This is a genomic window from Streptomyces sp. NPDC042259 (assembly GCF_055582085.1).
This window is the reverse complement of record NZ_JBVJDW010000012.1, coordinates 61,846-77,239: the sequence shown is the minus strand read 5'-3', so window position 1 is coordinate 77,239 and position 15,394 is coordinate 61,846. Positions and strand designations below refer to the sequence as shown.

Below are 15,394 nucleotides of genomic sequence, written 5' to 3'. Positions count from 1 at the left end.
CTGTTCACAGCAGGTCATGTGCACCGCGCTCGCCGGGGACCGCCCCGGCTCGACAAGATCCTCTTTTGAGGGAGAGTCCCGTGCACCTGAGCCCCAAACAGGAACAGATCCTCTCTTTGATCGCGGCGGGCTGTTGCAACAAGGAAATCGCCCGGCGGCTGGAGATGTCCACGCGCACGGTCGAATCGCATCTGCAGCGTCTCTACGACAGACACGATGTCCACAACCGGGCCGCTCTGGTGGCCAAATGGCTCATCGAAGGCGGAATTCCCGGCGGCGTGCCGGACGCCCGCGAGGGCTGAGCCGGCACGCCGTCATGAGCGGCGGGAGGGACGGCCGGTGCGTGCGCCGCCGCTCCCGTGCGTCTCAGCAGAGGACCAGCACGGTGGCCCGGACGAACTTGTCGTGCTTGAAGTCCCGCAGGAGCGGGGTGAACGCCTCGGCCGTGGACCTGGGTGCGGGCGCCGGGGCGCCGGCGCGGACCTCGCGCTTGTTCTCGAGAGTGGCCTTGACCTGCTCACCGGGACAGTGCACGCCACGGTTGGCGACGAGCACGTCGGTGATCTGGCCGAGCAGGCCGTGCGTGTCGTCCTCGGCCCAGCTGGAGACGGTGGCCTCGGTGTCCTCGAGGTCGAAGCGCTCGAAGAGACGGGCCTCGCAGTGGCTGTCGCCCTGGACGAGGAGCATGTAGACCCGCCGGCCCACGAGCTCGTCGGGCAGACCGGACAGGTTCTCGATGACCGTTTCCGGCGAGCCCATGAAGACGTGCGACTGGCAGTCCCACGCCGCCGTCTTGCACGCCTGGGCCGTCGCGGCGGTGCGGTGTTCGGACGCGCGTACTGATTCGGTGGTCATTACGGCGGTACCTCCGTGGTCCGGATGTGTCCGGATGTTTCTCGGATGTGATGCGGATGTGTTTCCCGGTGGATGGTGCGGGTCGGTGATCCGGATGAGCTTTCCGGATGGTCCGCTTGAGGGGCGTCACGCTAGTCGCCATCCGGGAGACAGGCGATGCCCGGAATTTCCCCGTCCGTGACCTACCGGTCCGTGAACGCACCCGGCCCGTCTCACCGCTCCGTGACATCACCCGTCACATCACCCCCAGCACTTTACGTACGCCCTTTCGCGTATCTGCCGCGGGGACGAATTCCGTCGGGGTTCCGCGCCCGCCTTCCCGGATCACCGCTCGCCGAGTAGCGTCCGATCGTCGGCAGGACACCGGCCCGGTGGCGGAGGTGGCCAGAAATGGCAGTCATGGCGCGGTACCGAACGGCGCTCGCCCACCCGGGTATCGCCCGGGTGGTGGCGGCCGCCTTCGTCTGCCGCATGCTGTCCGGCATGGTCAGCCTGGCGCTGCTGCTCGTCGCCAAGGACGCCAGCGGGAGCTACGCCAACGCGGGTTCGGTTTCCGGTGCCTACGCCGTGGCGCTCGCCTTCACCTCACCGCTCTGGGGCCGGGTCGCGGACCGGCGCGGCGCCCGGACCGCCCTGGCCTGGTCGGCCTCTTTGCAGTCCCTTTCCTTCGGCCTGTTCGTGGCGCTCGTCGCCGCTTCGGCGTGGCCCGCGCTGCTGGTGCCGGCCGCCTTCCTCGCCGGTGCCGCCACTCCCCCGGCGGCCGCGATCTCCAATGCCGTGTACATGGCGGTGGTGTCCGAGGAGGAGGACCGCAGGACCCTCTTCGCCCTGTGCGGGCTGCTGACCGAGAGTGTCTTCGTCTGCGGCCCGTTGCTGGTGGCCGCCACCGTCATGGTGCTGCCCGCGCTGTACGCCGTGGTCGTCACGGCCGCCGTGTCGGGCATCGGGGTGCTGTGGCTGCGCGCGGCACCGGCCGTGCGGCTGGTGGACCGGGAACGGCCGCCGCTGACGGGGCCGGGGATGCGCATCGACTGGAACCGGCGTCAGGTGCACATCCAACTCGTGGTCGCGGCGGCCGCGTTCGCGATCGGCGGGGTGCAGGTGTCGGTGACCGCGCACGCGGGTGAACTCGGCACCAACGCCGGGCTGTTCCTGGCCGCGCTGGCCTGCGGCGGCGTCCTGGGCAGCTTCCTGTACGGCGGGCTGCGGCTGCCGGGCAGCGGACCGGCGCAGCTCACGGTCGCGCTCGCCCTGTACGGCGGGTGCATCCTGGCCCTGGGGCCGGGCCCGGGTCTGCTGCTCACCCTGGTCCTGCTGGTGGCCATCGGTTTCGTCAACGGGCCGGCCGACGCCATCGAGTCGGTCCTGGTGGGTGAGTACGCTTCGGCCGCCACCCGGGCGCAGGCCTTCGCGGTTCTGGTCGCGTCCAACTGGGTGGGCTTCGCGGCGGGGAGCTTCGTCACCGGGGTGCTCGTCCAGCACGTCTCCACCGGGTTCGGCGCGCTGACCGCCGCCGCGGCGGCGCTGCTCGCGGCGGGTTCCATGGCCCTGTCCGTGCTGAGGAGAACTCCGCGGCCGCGATCGGCGGCCGCGGCGGAGTCGGTGGAATCCCCCACTGGCCGCCCATGACGTGGCCCACCCGACCCGAGCGAGGCGGATGAGCATGACCGTCGCACCACCCTCTTCGACCGCCGGGAGCACGGACCGCCTTCTCCCGGCCGAGTTCCATGCCTTCTCCGGCTCCGACGGCGCCGTTGCGCGGCAGTTGTTCGCGCTCCCGCGCGATGTCGTGGAGCACCCGTTGTGGGCGCTGCTCCTGCAGAGCCCCGAGGGGGCGGGCGTCCTGGTGCAGGAGCGGAACGCGCCGGAGGACGCCGTGGCCCGGGTGTTCTCGTGGACGGGTGAGGACCTCGGTTCCCTCCCGGCCCGGCTGCTGGCCCTGCTGCCCACCGGCTCGCGCCGGGAGCTCCGCGCGGCCCTCCTCGACCACGGCGACTATGTGGACCTGGGCACGGTCCTGTGCCCGCCCACGCCGCGCGGCGCGTTCGGTCACCCGCTCAAGCTGCACCCGGGCGCCGGGGTGCGGGCGTACGTCGTGGCTCGTTGACGAAGCCTCGGCCCGGCGTGCCGGCCTGCGGCGGCTGTGCGCCCGGCAGGTGATCCCACGCGCACAGCGGGTCCGAGGCTGACCGCGGGCGCGCGGATCGATGCGGTGTGGCGCAGATCGCACGGCTTTCCCGTCCGGGCCGGCAACTTCGTGGCGTGTGGCGGCAACTGAGGACCGACAGAGCAGCACCCGTTCCTCTCCGTACAAGGAAGACCACACGATGCCTCCTTCCTCCCACCGCCGTCCGCACGCCCGGCGCCGTATCGCCCTGGTCTCCACGGGACTCGCCACCGCGGCGGGGCTCGGCGCCCTGCCGTTCGCCGTGCGCGCCGACGCCGGTGCCGTCGATCTCGCCCACACCACCCTGGCCGCCCAGGACGGCTGGGCGTCGAGCGGTGCGGGCACCACCGGTGGACAGGCCGCCGACGCGGCGCACGACGTCACCGTCACCACACGGGCCGAACTGGTCAAGGCGCTTCGCTCGGGCCCGTCCGGCGCCCCGAGGATCATCCGGGTGAAGGGCCGGATCGACGCCAACACCGACGACCAGGGCCGCCCCTTGACCTGCGCCGACTACGCCAAGGGCACGGGTTACTCGCTCTCCGCCTATCTCAAGGCGTACGACCCCGCGGTGTGGGGACGGTCGAAGCTGCCGTCCGGCACGCAGGAGTCGGCCCGGGCGGCGGCCCAGGCGAGACAGGCCGAGCGGGTGGGCATCTCCGTGCCGTCGAACACCACCGTCGTCGGCGTGCCCGGCACCGACGCGGGCATCAACGGGGGCAGTCTGCTGGTGCAGAAGGCGGACAACGTCATCATCCGCAATCTGACCTTCGCCGACACCCGGGACTGCTTCCCCCAGTGGGATCCCGAGGACGGCTCCGAGGGCAACTGGAACTCCGCGTACGACGCCGTCACCCTGCGCGGGGCGACGCATGTCTGGGCCGACCACAACACGTTCACCGACAGCCCTCACTTCGACGCTTCGAACCCGCGCTACTTCGGCCGCGAGTACCAGGTCCACGACGGAGCCCTCGACATCACCAACGCCTCGGACCTGGTCACCGTCTCGTACAACCGCTTCACCGACCACGACAAGACCATGCTCATCGGCAGCAGCGACAAGGACACGAAACTGCGTGTCACGCTGCACCACAACGTCTTCCAGGGCATCGTGCAGCGCGCGCCGCTGGCCCGGGTCGGTCAGGTCCACCTCTACAACAATCACTTCGACACCACCGCGCGTGACGGCTACGTCCACAGCTACAGCGTGAACGCGCGGGCCGGCGTCCAGATCGTCGCGCAGAACAACTTCTGGACGCTCTCCTCCGACCGGAAGGCGTCCCAGCTCCTGTCGGGCGACGGTACGGGGGCTTTCGCCGGCAGCGGGAACATGGTCAACGGCTCGGTCACCGACCTCGTCGCCGCCCACAACGCCGTGCACAGCAAGAAGATCAAGCCCGGGACACCGTGGAAGCCGGTACTCGCCCGGGGCCTGGAGTCGTCCGCGGCAGGCCTGCCCGCCTCCCTCGCCCGCCGTGCGGGCTCGGGCGTCCTGAAGTGATCCGCCGCCCCGGTGCCCGGGCGTACCGGCCCCGCCCGGGCACCGGGGCGGGCCACCGCGGACGAAGCGACCACCCCGCACGACCCCGTACGACAAGGAGAGAGCTGACCGCATGCTTGGTATGCTCACCGGCCCCGTCCCCGACGGCGGGCACGAACACCCAAGCCGGCTCGGGCCGGGCACGGGCACCCCCCACGGAGACCACGGCATGGTCCTTGACGACGCGTCCGTGGAGTTCCACGACTTCTTCGAGCGTCACCACACCGAACTGTCCCGCCTGGCCTACTTGCTGACCGGCGAGGCGGACACCGCCGACGACCTGGCCGCCGACGCCTTCGTCGCGCTCTGGCACCGATGGGACCGGGTCCAGGGCGCCGACCATCCGGTGGCCTACGCGCGCGGCGTGGTCACCAACATGGCTCGTGCCCGCATCCGCGCTCTCACCCGCGAACGGCGCCGCGTCCACCTCTTCTGGGCGGCCCTCCCGGGCCGTGCGCAACACCCCGATGTGGATGCCGTCATGGACGTGCGGCGCGCGCTGGCCCGGCTGCCGTTCCGCAAACGCGCGTGCGTCGTGCTCCGGCACGCGCTGGACCTGTCGGAGAAGGACACCGCCCTGGCCCTCGGGACATCCGTCGGTACGGTGAAGAGCCAGACCTCCAAAGGCATGGCCGAGCTGCAGCGCCTCCTCGGGGCGCAGGCCTCCGAGGAACTGACCGGAACGAGGAACTGATGGAGGACTTGAAACGCCGGCTCCGGGACGCGGCGGCCGCTCACGAGCCCGACCGGGACGAGATGCTGGCGCGCGTCCGGCACGGTGTGACCCCCGGCTCCCGTCCCGGCCGGCGTGCGGCCGGGCCCCTGTCCTGGCCCCGCGTCACCCTCGCCACCCTTGCCTCGACGGCGGCGCTCGTGGCGGGCGGATACGCGCTCACCACCACCGTCCCCGCGAGCGCTCCCGGGCGGGAGGCCGCCACCGCTCCGGCGGCTCCGCCGCCCCCTTCCACACCTGCCGCCCGGCCCCGCGCGCAGGACGGGCCGCTGCGGGCCGACGGCTCCGTAGACCCCCACTCCAACGCCTACTGGGCCCAGAGCGACGTCACCCTCCGGACCGGCGTTCCCCTGGGGGCGCTCACCCTCGAGGTCCGCGTCGCCCCGACGGGCGGCGTGGCTTCCACCGGTGCCTGGCGGACCCTGCCCGAGGGCGACTTCACCCTGACCACCACCGACGAGGGCGGCACCCTCACCTACCGGTGGGCCCTCAAGCCGGGCCGGACCGTCCCCGCGGGACAGCACGTCTTCGCCGTCCAGTACAACCACGCCCCGGGCTCGCGCGCCGTGACCGCCGATGCCTACACCGTGACGGCCACCACGACGAAGGGGCGGCAGTACACCGTCACCGGAGGATTTCAGGCGGCGCCGGGCGTGGCGGGCTGACGCAGGCCCGGGCCACGCCGGGCGAGCCCCCTCCCCTGGGCCGGGGGCCCGGGAGCCGCGTGACGACGCGTCTCCCGGGCCCCTGCTCCCCTGATTCACGGGGTCCAGTCGCCCAGCCAGTCCGAGACCTCCTGGGACGCGGCCTGGGGGTCGGTCAGGTGGGGCCGGTCGGTGCTCTTCGGACCGGCGCCCGGACCGGTGTTCAGGTACTCGGCGAAGCGGTCGTCCTTCCAGGAGAAGCCGCCCATGTCGCTCCAGGGAGTGCGTTTGATCGCGGCACCGAGGGTGCAGTTGCGGACGGTGGCCTGCGGATCGGCGGTCTTGTCACCGCCGGGATGCCAGTTCCGGCCGAGGAAGAAGGAGGAGGCGGCCACGTCGCCGTTGATCGTTGAGCGGTTGATGAGAATGCCCTTGCGGCCCGTCTGAGTGCTCGGGGCGGCGATGTAACCGGCCGAGGTGCCGTTCCAGCGCTTCTTGAGGGTGATGACCGACTGGTCGACGACGGCGGTGGCACGGCCGAAGATGAAGTCGACGTTGCCGACCACGTAGGAGTGGGTGACGAGGACGCGGCCGGGCTTGTCCTTCGCCGCGGTTTCCAGCTCCAGGGTGTCCTGGTCGCCGGTGACGATGAGGCCGTCCAGCACGATCTTGTCCGCGGTCGTGAGCAGGGCGACTGCCTGGTGGTCCTTCAGCCACCGGTGCGCGGCCTCGTCGAAGTCGTTGGAGACGGTGAGGTTGCGCAGCCGGGAGTCGTCCGACCGGATGGCGACCGTGGCACTGCCCGGAGTGCCGTACGTGCCCGAACCGTCCGGCTTCCGCAGGCCGGCCGCGTTGCCGTACACGATCACCGTGTCCTTGCGGCTCGTGCCCGAGCCCTGGATGGTGACGTGCGGTTTGTCCGCCGGAACGTTCACCGTCTCGCGGTACGTACCCGGCTTGACGGAGATGACCACGCGGGAGGGGTTGCCTGCGGGCACGGCGTCCACCGCGGCCTGGACCGTCTTGTACCGGCCGGTGCCGTCCTTGGCGACGGTGAGGGTCCTGGTGGGCGCGGCGTCGGTCACGGCCGTCTTGCCCGGGGAGCTTCCGGGGCCGGCTCCCGACGTCACCAGCGCGGGCACGTCGACGGCGGCGTCCGGCGTGTAGCCGTAGTACTTCTTCGGGTCGAAGGCGGTACCGCCGCCGCTCTCGTTGCGTCCGCTCGTGCCGGAGAAGAGATTGCCGCGTTGGACGAGAGCGGCGGTGGCGTCCCTGATCACGGGGTTGTTCACGCCCTGGAAGTAGGAGTTCTCCAGCAGCATCCGTGTCCTGCCGCGTGCGTAGTTGCCGTAGGAGGACGTGATGGACGTGCCCGGGGTGTCCTCTAGGAAGTTGTTGTAGAGGTGCGCGTGGGCGGCGTTGTCCGTGGACGGATTGCGCTGCTCGGTCTCGCGGATCCAGTTGTGGTGGACGGTGATGTCGGTGACGAGGTTCGGGGTCCATCCGATGCCGAAGGCCTTGTTGGCGTTGCTCAGCCTGTTCCAGGACACCGTCACGTACGTGCTGTCCTTGCGGACGTCTATCAGTCCGTCGGCAGTGTGCCGCAGGTCGTTGTGATCGATCCACACATGGTGGGCGCCGTCCATCTGGATGGCGTCGAAGTCGTGCTCCTTGTCGTTCCACACGCCCTGGTACGAGTCCCTGATCGTCAGGTTCCGGATGATCACGTTGTGCACGCCCCGGCCGAGGAAGAAGCCGCCGCCGACGATGTGCCCCAGGGATCCGGAGCCGATGATCGTCTTGTGCGAAGCGACCCTGATCTCCTTGCCGGCAGGGGCCACGTCGATCGTGCCGGCGACGACGATGACGTACGGCTCGGGGGCCGTGGCGTACTTCTCCAGGTCGGCGAGCGTCCGGACGGTGACGGCCCTGCCACCCCGTCCGCCGTACGTACCGTTCTGCCCGAGAGCGTTGACCGAGGCGAAACCGTCGGCGGCGGCGGTCCGAGCCGGAGCCTCCGCCGCCGCTGCCTTCTCCTCTTCGCCCGGTCCCAGTCCGCACACCGACCCGTACGCCAGGACTCCGGAAGCGGCCAGTGCCAGCGGCACACCGATGGCCAGGCTCCTTCGCTGTCTGCGATGACGGGCCGTGCGGTGGGTCGACCTCATATGCCTTTTCCGTTCCGTGAAGGGGGAAGCGTTCGGTGTCAGGTTGCCGCCGGACCCGAAAGGGTTGCCGTGCTCGACGAGGAACACGAAGGCTGTCAGGGGGCGTGCCGTCGCACCGCGCGGCCGGCTGCGGTGGTCGCGGACCGGTACCGGGCCGGTCAGGATGCCGGTGGGGCCGGGGCGGTCGCCGAGCCCGCGGTCCGGCCGTCCAGGGCGGCACGGAGCCAGTCGTGTGCGGCACCGGGGGTCGGTGCCGACGGGCCCGCCAACTCGGCGGCCAGTTGCCAGTAGACGTCGATACGGGGGTCCGTGGCGAGCTGGCCGCTGAGCCGACGGCGGAAGGCAGGAGTGTCGCGCGCGCCGTAGGCGTGGGCGTACGCGGAGACGAAGCAGTCGAGGGCCTCGCCCTGGTGCGGTGCCCGCCGGGCCCGCAGTTCCGGCGCCGCCAGCGCGAAGGCCTCGACGAGACCGTCGTAGAGCACGGCCGGCCGGCAGCCCTGATCGGTCCGGTGGGCCGCGGGCTGTCCGCGATCGGTGCCGCGGCAGTCGCCGGAGACCAAGGCGTGCAGCCGGGCGAAGGCCAGGACCTGGGGAGGGCTCGGATCGGCCGGCGGTTGCGGAACCGCTTGTTCGACGATGGTGGAGGCCAGTCGGGCCGGGAGCCGAGGGGGCAGCCAGCGCCGCCAGAAGCGCGCCAGCGCGGCCGTGTCGGGCGGGGTGGTCATCGCCCCGATCAGCCGCAATCGGTCGACGCGTTCCGCGGGGGCGCAGTCGTGGATCAGTTGGAGGGCGGCCTCCTGCCAGCGCAGGGCGGTCATCCGGGTGCCGATCTCCCGCAGCCGTCCCGCGATGACGTCCTCCAGCGTGTCTTCCCGGTCGAGGATCCGCCCCACCTGCGGGACGGGCAGGTCGAGGGTGCGCAAGGAGCGGATCAGGCGAAGCCGTTCGAGCGCCTCGGGCCCGTACCTCCGGTGGCCTCCGGCGCTGCGGCCGGCTTCGGGCAGCAGTCCCCGGTCCGAGTAGAAACGGACGGTCTTGACGGTGACGCCCGCCCGCTCGGCGAGTTCCCCGATGCTCCACGCGCTGTCGGAGCGTGGCGTGCTGTCGGACGACACGACTTGAACCTCCCCCAGCAGTAATTCCTACCGTACCGGTGAGCGCGGGCGGCCGGTCGGTCGACCGCGCGGGCCGACGCGTACGAGGAGGGTTTCATGACGGCGTTCATCCTGGTGTCCGGCGCTCACACCGGCGGTTGGGTGTGGCGGGATGTGGCAGCGCTGTTGCGGGAGTCGGGGGCCGAGGTGTATCCGGTGACGCTCACCGGCATGGGCGACCACCGCCGTCCGGCGGGCCCCGGCACGGATCTGGAGACGCACATCCGGGATCTGGTGGAGCTGATCGACCGCGTGGACGTGCCGGAGGTGGTCGTCGTCGGCCACTGTTACGGCATCCATCCGGTGCTCGGCGCCGCCGACCGGCGGCCGGAGCGGATCGCCCGGGTCGTCCACCTGGATACGGGCATTCCCCGGGACGGCGATCCGGCCGTCGACATGGTGCCCGACCGGGCGGAACGAGCCGGGGGTGACGGGCTGCTCGCCCCACCGGCTCTCGACGAGTGGCAGCGCTGGGGCAGCACCGCCGGTATTCCCGCGCAGGCGCTGGATCGGCTGACCCGCCTTGCCGTACCGCAGCCGCTGGGCACGCTCACCCAGCCGCTCCGGCTGTCGCGGGCGGTGGCCACGCTGCCGACGACCGGGGTCCTGTGCACGGCCAACGGTTCGAGCATCGCCATGGTCGAGGCTCTGGTGCGCTTGGGCGACCCCCGTCTGCGGGTGCTCGCCGAGCCTCGGGTGAGCTTCTTCGAACTCGACACCGGGCACTGGCCGATGCTCTCCGCCCCCGACGCGCTGGCCGAGGTGCTGCTGCGGGCCGCCGCGGGGGAAGGGCACCGGCTGGCGGCCGAGGGCGAACAGCCCGCACACCTTCGGCCCTTCCTCATGGAGGTCGCGGAGGGGCCTCGTGAGCGGGTGGGGCGGGTCGACCTCTATCTGCCCGATGCCGACCGCCCGCGTCCGGCGGTGGTCTTCGTCCACGGCGGCCCGGTCCCCGAGGGCGTGCGGCCGACGCCGCGCGACTGGCCGGCCTACGTCGGCTACGGCCGGTACGTGGCGAGCCAGGGGGCGGTCGGTGTGACGCTGGACCACCGGCTGCACGATCTCGCCGACTTCCCGCGTGCCGCCGAAGACGTCCGGGCGGCGGTCGAACTCATACGGGCCGATCCGCGCGTCGACGGGGAACGCGTCGCGCTGTGGTACTTCTCCGGCGGCGGGCTGCTGTCGGCCCACTGGCTCGCGGTTCCCCCGCCGTGGTTGCGGTGTGTCGCGGCGACCTATCCGATTCTCGCGCCGCTGCCGGGCTGGGGGTCCGCCGGTTCCCGGTTCCGGCCCGCCGCCGCGGTGCGTACCGCCGGGCGATTGCCGATCGTCTTGACCCGGGTGGGCCTGGAGGCGGCGGGCATCGCGGCGACGGTCGGGGAATTCCTGTCCGCCGCCGCGGAATGCGCGGCCGACGTCGAGGTCATCGATGTACCGCTCGGTCATCACGGGTTCGAGACGATCGACCATACCGAGCAGGCGCGCCACGCCGTGGACCGCGCGGTGCGGTCCGTGCTGGGGCACCTTTTCGGCTGAGGGCCCGCCGCCGCCATGCGGGCCGGGGCGGCCCGCATGGCGCGTGAGTGCCGGTCAGAAGGGCTTGGTCGGCAGGTACTTGCCGTCCAGGGTGATCACCGCGCGCTCGCCGCCCTCGGGGTCGGCGACCTTCTTCACGTCCAGCTTGAAGTTGATCGCGCTGATGATGCCGTCGCCGAACTGCTCGTGGACCAGGGCCTTGAGCGTGGTGCCGTAGACCTGCAGCATCTCGTAGAACCGGTAGATGGTCGGGTCGGTCGGGACGGCGCCGGGGAGGGAGCCGCGCGTCGGGATGGTACGCAGCAGCATCGCGGCGTCGTCGTCCAGGTCCAGGAGTTCGGCGACGGCCTTGGCCGAGGTCTCCGGCAGGGGGTGCTGGCCGAGCACGGCGGCGGTGACGAAGGCGACCGACAGGCCCGCGGCGTCGGCGATCCGCTGCCAGGAGAGGTCCTTGCGCACCTTGGACTCGACGGCCTTGACGGCGAGGGCCTGACGGGCGGCGGGGTCGAACTGGGCGTGCACCATGAGGAGGATTTCCTTTCGGGGTGTGCCGCTCTTGAGGGGGAGGGAGAGCGGCGGATTGTGAGAGGGGTCCTGGGCCGTCGGCACGGCTCTTCCGGGGATCGGGCTGGGGGCCGGCTCAGGCGGCGGAGGCGGCCGGACGGCCGGGGGCGGCCACGTCCTCGACCGCGCCGGTGGGGATGTCGTAGACCCAGCCGTGCAGGGTGACCGCGTTCCCGGCCAGGGCGCGGGCCACCGAGGGGTGGGTGGCCAGGTTCGCGAGCTGGGCGCGCACGTTCTCGCGCACCAGGGCGTCCACGGTCGGCGTGCCGGGTTCGGCGGTGGTGCGGGCCCGGGAGGCGTCCGCGTGGCGCAGCCAGCCGGCGATCGCGGGCGCACCGCTGAGGTCGTGGTTCTCGGCGAGGGCGGTCATCGCGCCGCAGGCGGAGTGCCCGCACACCACGATGTCCCGCACGCCCAGGACGGCCACGGCGTATTCGATGCCGGCCGCCACCGCGTCCGGGCCGGGGGCGTAGGCGGGGACGAGGTTTCCGGCAGTGCGGATGACGAACAGCTCGCCCGGCTCGCTCTGGGTGAGCAGCTCCGGGACCACGCGGGCGTCGGAGCAGCTGATGAACAGCGTCGACGGGCGGTGGGTCGTGGCCAGGTGGGCGAAGAGTTCCGCCTTAGCCGGGTGGACGTTCCGCTGGAACCGAGCGACACCGTCGATGAGGTCTTGCATGGGCATTCCCTTCGGTGACTGTCAGGCCCCGTGGGGCTGACGAGATCCACCCTGCATGACCTGCGTCTATAGCGTCCAATACCTCTTACCCATGACTGTCATTGATGACATCTATAGTTGTCCTCATGGCTTTGGAACTGCGTCATCTGCGTTACCTGCTGGCCGTGGCCGAGCACGCCAACTTCACCCGTGCCGCCGAGGATCTGCACATCTCCCAGCCCACGCTCTCCCAGCAGATCAAGCAGCTGGAGCACACCGTCGGCGCCCAGCTCCTCGACCGCACCGGCCGGACCGTCCGCCTCACCGACGCCGGTGAAACCTACGCGCACTACGCTCGCCGCGCCCTGCGTGACCTCGCGGCCGCCGAGCGGGCCGTGATGGACGTGGCCGACCTCTCCCGCGGCCATCTCCGCTTGGCCTTCACCCCCACCTTCACCGCCTACCTCATCGGCCCCCTCACCGCGGAGCTGTACGCCCGCCACCCCGGCATCACCCTGGAGGTCAGGGAGACGACCCAGGACCGCATGGAGGCGGGTTTGCTGGCCGACGAACTCGATGCCGGCATTGCCTTCCACGGGCCCCACCTGCCCGGCATCACGGCGACCGCCTTGTTCACCGAGACCCTCGGTCTCGTCACCGGCACGACCCGGCCCGGCGCCGAAGGGCGGGGGCCCCTGGCGGTCCGCGACCTTTCCGAGCGTCACCTCGCCCTGCTCAGCGGAGACTTCGCCACCCGGGGCCACATCGATGCCTACTTCGCCGCCCATGGCGTCACGCCGCGCATCGCGGTGGAGGCCAACTCCCTTCAGGCGCTGACCGAGATCGTCCAGCGCACCGCCCTCGCCACGGTGTTGCCCGATGCCATCACCCTCGACCACCCCCGCCTCTCCCCCGTCCCCCTGGAACCGCCCCTGCCCGCACGCACGGTCACCCTTCTGCACCGCGAGCACGCCTACCGCAGCGCCGCCACCCGCGCCTTCACCGACCTCGTCCAGGACCATGTACGGTCCCGCGGCTACACCCCCGCCTGAGCGGCCACGGCCACGGCCACGGCCCGAACGTGGCAGCGGCCGCGGTACCGGCCGGTGCGCTCATTCGGCCCGGTAGCCCGGGACGGACGGCCAGCGGACCGTCAGCACCACGGATTCCTCCTCGGCATACCAGGAGTGATCGACACCCCGGCCCCAGACGACATAGTCGCCCTGCCGCTCCAACAGCACGCTGCGTCCGGGGAGTTCCACCCGGAAGCGACCACTGATGAGGACCAGCAGGGCGGTACGCTCCTCGCCGTTCACCCACCGCGTCCGCTCGTCGCCCCGTGGGTGCACACCCCACTTGATCTCGACGTCCTCGCTGTGCCGGGGATCCGCGGTGTCCTTGAAGTGCCCGAGGAGCCAACCTCGGTCCAGCGCCGCGTCCTGTCCCGCGTTGCCCACATACACATGATCGTTCATGCCATCGGAAGGTAGCAGCGGGAGTCGGCCGGGTGATGCCGGTGTAGAGCAGTGTGTCCCGCTGTACGCCGAAGGCGGTTTTTGATCAATAAACCGCGGCCTGAAACCTCAAGCCGTTTTGTGGCCCTTTCGTTTCGCTTAGCTACGAATGCCGCGAGAGGCCCCGACTCGGCATCAATACCGCGCATCAACGGCCCGGAACCGGGCACGCCTCTGGTGTGTCGATAATGGGTGCGCCCCGCGCTGGCGAGGCGTACCGAACCATCAGAGAACCGATACAGGGGGCACGCGAATGAAGAGCGAGCAGCAGCACGAGGGAAGGCGCCGACGGCGGCCGGCCCGCAAGATTTCCCTGCTCATCGCCCTTACGCTGGGCGCCACCCTGCTGGCGGCGCCCGCGGCGGTCGCCGGCCCGCAGACGGTGGCCGCCCCCGGGCAGCACTCCCCCCTCAGCAGCACGAACGTACGTCCGGCAACCCTCGGCGCGGTGGAGACGGGAGCGTCCCAGCACGGGTTCACCTCCTCGTCCGACCACAAGAAGTCCGATCACAAGAAGCCGTCCAAGGACAAGGACAAGAGCAAGACCAAGGACAAGAGCAAGAAGAAAAAGAGTAAGAAGAAGGGCTTCTTCCGTAAGCTGGGCGCCGCCCTGCTGGTCGCCATGATTCTCGGCACCCTCTTCGTGGTGGCGCTGATCGTGCTGGTGATCTTCCTGATTCGCCGGGCTACCCGGCGCCGTCGTTCCGCATAGCCGGATGCGTGGAGGGCCTGCGGTGAAACAGCAGGCCCTCCACGCACCGGCTGTCCCCGCATCACGGGAATTCCCACACGTACAAATGCGGCGGGCAGAAGGCTTTCCGCCTCCGCAATACAGCCCGCCCCGGGACCACACACCGCCCCGTTCCGGCGTGCGCACCGCACCCGACCGCACATTCTCCCGCGACGGCCGCTCGGCGGCCCCCTCCCCGGCCGGCCTCTTGCCCAGCTGACGGATACGCGACAAGATGCCGATGAACGCACAACCGCTCACCGTGCACAGCAGCACCGCCAGTTAACCGGAATCATCGTCTCCCTTTTGTCGTCATTCCCGTTTTCCCACTCCGGCCCCCGTTTGCTTCCGAGCGAGAATCCCTCATTCTTCGGCGAGGCCGAGTAGGGCGTCTCCTGCTGTGCCGCCAAGGTGTTCGCGGTTTCGAGACATATCACGTGCACATGTCGATAGGACTGGTGTGAATTGAACAGCCCCTTACGTCAGCTGTGGGAAAACCGTCCGGCGATGGCGGCCGTCCGAAGACGCGTCGCCGCGATGGCGGGAGCGGTCGCACTGTTCGCGGCCGTCCTCACCGGTGCCGCCACCGGCACCGCCACCGCCGCGCCCGCCGCGACCAAGGCCTCGGCGGGCGGGTGGTCCTGCTCCGGCACGCCCGTTCCGGCCGGCTACGTCATCACCATGTACGACCGGAACGGCTGCCAGGGCAAGGGCTCCTGGTACCAGCAGCCCGTGCGCGACGGGATCTGGACCTGCTCCGGCTCCCCGATCGTGACCGGGTACGTCATCACCATGTACGACCGCAACGGCTGCAGCGGCATCGGCGCCTGGTACCACCGGGTCGCCCGTGACGGCACCTGGACCTGCTCGGGCTCGCCCATCGTGTCCGGGTACGTGACCACCATGTACGACCGCAACGGCTGCAGCGGCATCGGCGCCTGGTACCACCAGACGGTCCGCAACGGCATCTGGACCTGCCCGGGCTCCCCCATTCCGGCCGGCTACCGGAGCACCACGTACAACGCGACCGGGTGCAGCGGCCTCGGCGCGTGGTACACCGTGCGCGCCTGACGCCGAAGGCACCGGAACCAAGGAACACGTACCCCGAGGGCACCGCGTACACCGCGGTGC

Annotated in this window: 16 protein-coding genes; 10 read left to right on the top strand and 6 right to left on the bottom strand. The window is 70.9% G+C overall.

From position 1 onward, the window contains the following. The first annotated feature begins 80 nt into the window (after positions 1-80). Positions 81-302 carry a response regulator transcription factor gene (locus tag ACZ6MA_RS27515; RefSeq protein ID WP_469436810.1) on the top strand — a complete coding sequence of 74 codons (222 nt, stop codon included), beginning with the start codon at positions 81-83 and terminating at the stop codon, positions 300-302. 64 nt (positions 303-366) lie between these two features. On the opposite strand, the gene ACZ6MA_RS27510 is transcribed toward ACZ6MA_RS27515, so the two are convergent. Further along, positions 367-855: a hypothetical protein gene (locus ACZ6MA_RS27510; RefSeq protein ID WP_469436808.1), complete on the bottom strand. Its 489-nt coding sequence runs from the start codon at positions 853-855 to the stop codon at positions 367-369. 390 nt (positions 856-1,245) lie between these two features. Between ACZ6MA_RS27510 and ACZ6MA_RS27505 the strand changes: the two genes are divergently transcribed. From ACZ6MA_RS27505 to ACZ6MA_RS27485, 5 genes are all read left to right on the top strand, one after another. Then, positions 1,246-2,484, top strand: a complete 1,239-nt coding sequence (locus ACZ6MA_RS27505) for an MFS transporter (RefSeq protein ID WP_469436807.1) — start codon at positions 1,246-1,248, stop codon at positions 2,482-2,484. A 34-nt stretch (positions 2,485-2,518) separates the two neighbouring features. Next, positions 2,519-2,962 carry a hypothetical protein gene (locus ACZ6MA_RS27500; protein ID WP_469436805.1) on the top strand — a complete coding sequence of 148 codons (444 nt, stop codon included), beginning with the start codon at positions 2,519-2,521 and terminating at the stop codon, positions 2,960-2,962. Positions 2,963-3,182: 220 nt separating this feature from the next. Further along, entirely contained in the window at positions 3,183-4,523 is a 1,341-nt protein-coding gene (locus ACZ6MA_RS27495) for a pectate lyase family protein (RefSeq protein ID WP_469436803.1), read from the top strand. Positions 4,524-4,731: 208 nt separating this feature from the next. Next, the gene (locus ACZ6MA_RS27490) at positions 4,732-5,256 is read left to right on the top strand and encodes a SigE family RNA polymerase sigma factor (protein ID WP_469437068.1); all 525 of its coding nucleotides are present in this window, start codon (positions 4,732-4,734) and stop codon (positions 5,254-5,256) included. After that, positions 5,256-5,960 carry a hypothetical protein gene (locus ACZ6MA_RS27485; protein ID WP_469436802.1) on the top strand — a complete coding sequence of 235 codons (705 nt, stop codon included), beginning with the start codon at positions 5,256-5,258 and terminating at the stop codon, positions 5,958-5,960. The genes ACZ6MA_RS27490 and ACZ6MA_RS27485 overlap by 1 nt, the downstream gene beginning before the upstream one ends. Before the next feature lie 95 nt (positions 5,961-6,055). On the opposite strand, the gene ACZ6MA_RS27480 is transcribed toward ACZ6MA_RS27485, so the two are convergent. Continuing rightward, positions 6,056-8,107: a pectinesterase family protein gene (locus ACZ6MA_RS27480; RefSeq protein ID WP_469436801.1), complete on the bottom strand. Its 2,052-nt coding sequence runs from the start codon at positions 8,105-8,107 to the stop codon at positions 6,056-6,058. Positions 8,108-8,265: 158 nt separating this feature from the next. Continuing rightward, positions 8,266-9,222, bottom strand: a complete 957-nt coding sequence (locus tag ACZ6MA_RS27475; protein WP_469436799.1) for a helix-turn-helix domain-containing protein — start codon at positions 9,220-9,222, stop codon at positions 8,266-8,268. 96 nt (positions 9,223-9,318) lie between these two features. Between ACZ6MA_RS27475 and ACZ6MA_RS27470 the strand changes: the two genes are divergently transcribed. Next, positions 9,319-10,797 (top strand): alpha/beta hydrolase, encoded by a 1,479-nt coding sequence (locus ACZ6MA_RS27470; RefSeq protein ID WP_469436797.1) that lies wholly within the window; start codon positions 9,319-9,321, stop codon positions 10,795-10,797. A 54-nt stretch (positions 10,798-10,851) separates the two neighbouring features. On the opposite strand, the gene cynS is transcribed toward ACZ6MA_RS27470, so the two are convergent. Then, positions 10,852-11,322, bottom strand: a complete 471-nt coding sequence (gene cynS / locus ACZ6MA_RS27465; protein ID WP_469436796.1) for a cyanase — start codon at positions 11,320-11,322, stop codon at positions 10,852-10,854. A gap of 115 nt (positions 11,323-11,437) precedes the next feature. Next, a complete protein-coding gene (locus ACZ6MA_RS27460; RefSeq protein ID WP_469436795.1) occupies positions 11,438-12,040 on the bottom strand; it encodes a carbonic anhydrase in 603 nt (200 codons plus the stop codon). A gap of 125 nt (positions 12,041-12,165) precedes the next feature. Here ACZ6MA_RS27460 and cynR point away from each other — a divergent pair, with 125 nt between their 5' ends. After that, the gene (gene cynR / locus ACZ6MA_RS27455; RefSeq protein ID WP_469436793.1) at positions 12,166-13,071 is read left to right on the top strand and encodes a transcriptional regulator CynR; all 906 of its coding nucleotides are present in this window, start codon (positions 12,166-12,168) and stop codon (positions 13,069-13,071) included. A 60-nt stretch (positions 13,072-13,131) separates the two neighbouring features. On the opposite strand, the gene ACZ6MA_RS27450 is transcribed toward cynR, so the two are convergent. Next, positions 13,132-13,494: a cupin domain-containing protein gene (locus tag ACZ6MA_RS27450; protein ID WP_469436791.1), complete on the bottom strand. Its 363-nt coding sequence runs from the start codon at positions 13,492-13,494 to the stop codon at positions 13,132-13,134. 292 nt (positions 13,495-13,786) lie between these two features. Between ACZ6MA_RS27450 and ACZ6MA_RS27445 the strand changes: the two genes are divergently transcribed. Further along, on the top strand, positions 13,787-14,245 hold the full coding sequence (locus ACZ6MA_RS27445; RefSeq protein WP_469436790.1) for a hypothetical protein: 459 nt from the start codon (positions 13,787-13,789) through the stop codon (positions 14,243-14,245). A 525-nt stretch (positions 14,246-14,770) separates the two neighbouring features. Further along, a complete protein-coding gene (locus ACZ6MA_RS27440; protein WP_469436789.1) occupies positions 14,771-15,334 on the top strand; it encodes a hypothetical protein in 564 nt (187 codons plus the stop codon). Positions 15,335-15,394: the final 60 nt, after the last annotated feature.

Coding starts and splice junctions, on each gene's coding strand:
- ACZ6MA_RS27510 (WP_469436808.1), bottom strand. CDS start 855: ATGACCACCGAATCAGTACGCGCGTCCGAACACCGCACCGCCGCGACG.
- ACZ6MA_RS27505 (WP_469436807.1), top strand. CDS start 1,246: ATGGCAGTCATGGCGCGGTACCGAACGGCGCTCGCCCACCCGGGTATC.
- ACZ6MA_RS27500 (WP_469436805.1), top strand. CDS start 2,519: ATGACCGTCGCACCACCCTCTTCGACCGCCGGGAGCACGGACCGCCTT.
- ACZ6MA_RS27495 (WP_469436803.1), top strand. CDS start 3,183: ATGCCTCCTTCCTCCCACCGCCGTCCGCACGCCCGGCGCCGTATCGCC.
- ACZ6MA_RS27490 (WP_469437068.1), top strand. CDS start 4,732: ATGGTCCTTGACGACGCGTCCGTGGAGTTCCACGACTTCTTCGAGCGT.
- ACZ6MA_RS27485 (WP_469436802.1), top strand. CDS start 5,256: ATGGAGGACTTGAAACGCCGGCTCCGGGACGCGGCGGCCGCTCACGAG.
- ACZ6MA_RS27480 (WP_469436801.1), bottom strand. CDS start 8,107: ATGAGGTCGACCCACCGCACGGCCCGTCATCGCAGACAGCGAAGGAGC.
- ACZ6MA_RS27470 (WP_469436797.1), top strand. CDS start 9,319: ATGACGGCGTTCATCCTGGTGTCCGGCGCTCACACCGGCGGTTGGGTG.
- cynS (WP_469436796.1), bottom strand. CDS start 11,322: ATGGTGCACGCCCAGTTCGACCCCGCCGCCCGTCAGGCCCTCGCCGTC.
- ACZ6MA_RS27460 (WP_469436795.1), bottom strand. CDS start 12,040: ATGCAAGACCTCATCGACGGTGTCGCTCGGTTCCAGCGGAACGTCCAC.
- cynR (WP_469436793.1), top strand. CDS start 12,166: ATGGCTTTGGAACTGCGTCATCTGCGTTACCTGCTGGCCGTGGCCGAG.
- ACZ6MA_RS27450 (WP_469436791.1), bottom strand. CDS start 13,494: ATGAACGATCATGTGTATGTGGGCAACGCGGGACAGGACGCGGCGCTG.
- ACZ6MA_RS27445 (WP_469436790.1), top strand. CDS start 13,787: ATGAAGAGCGAGCAGCAGCACGAGGGAAGGCGCCGACGGCGGCCGGCC.
- ACZ6MA_RS27440 (WP_469436789.1), top strand. CDS start 14,771: ATGGCGGCCGTCCGAAGACGCGTCGCCGCGATGGCGGGAGCGGTCGCA.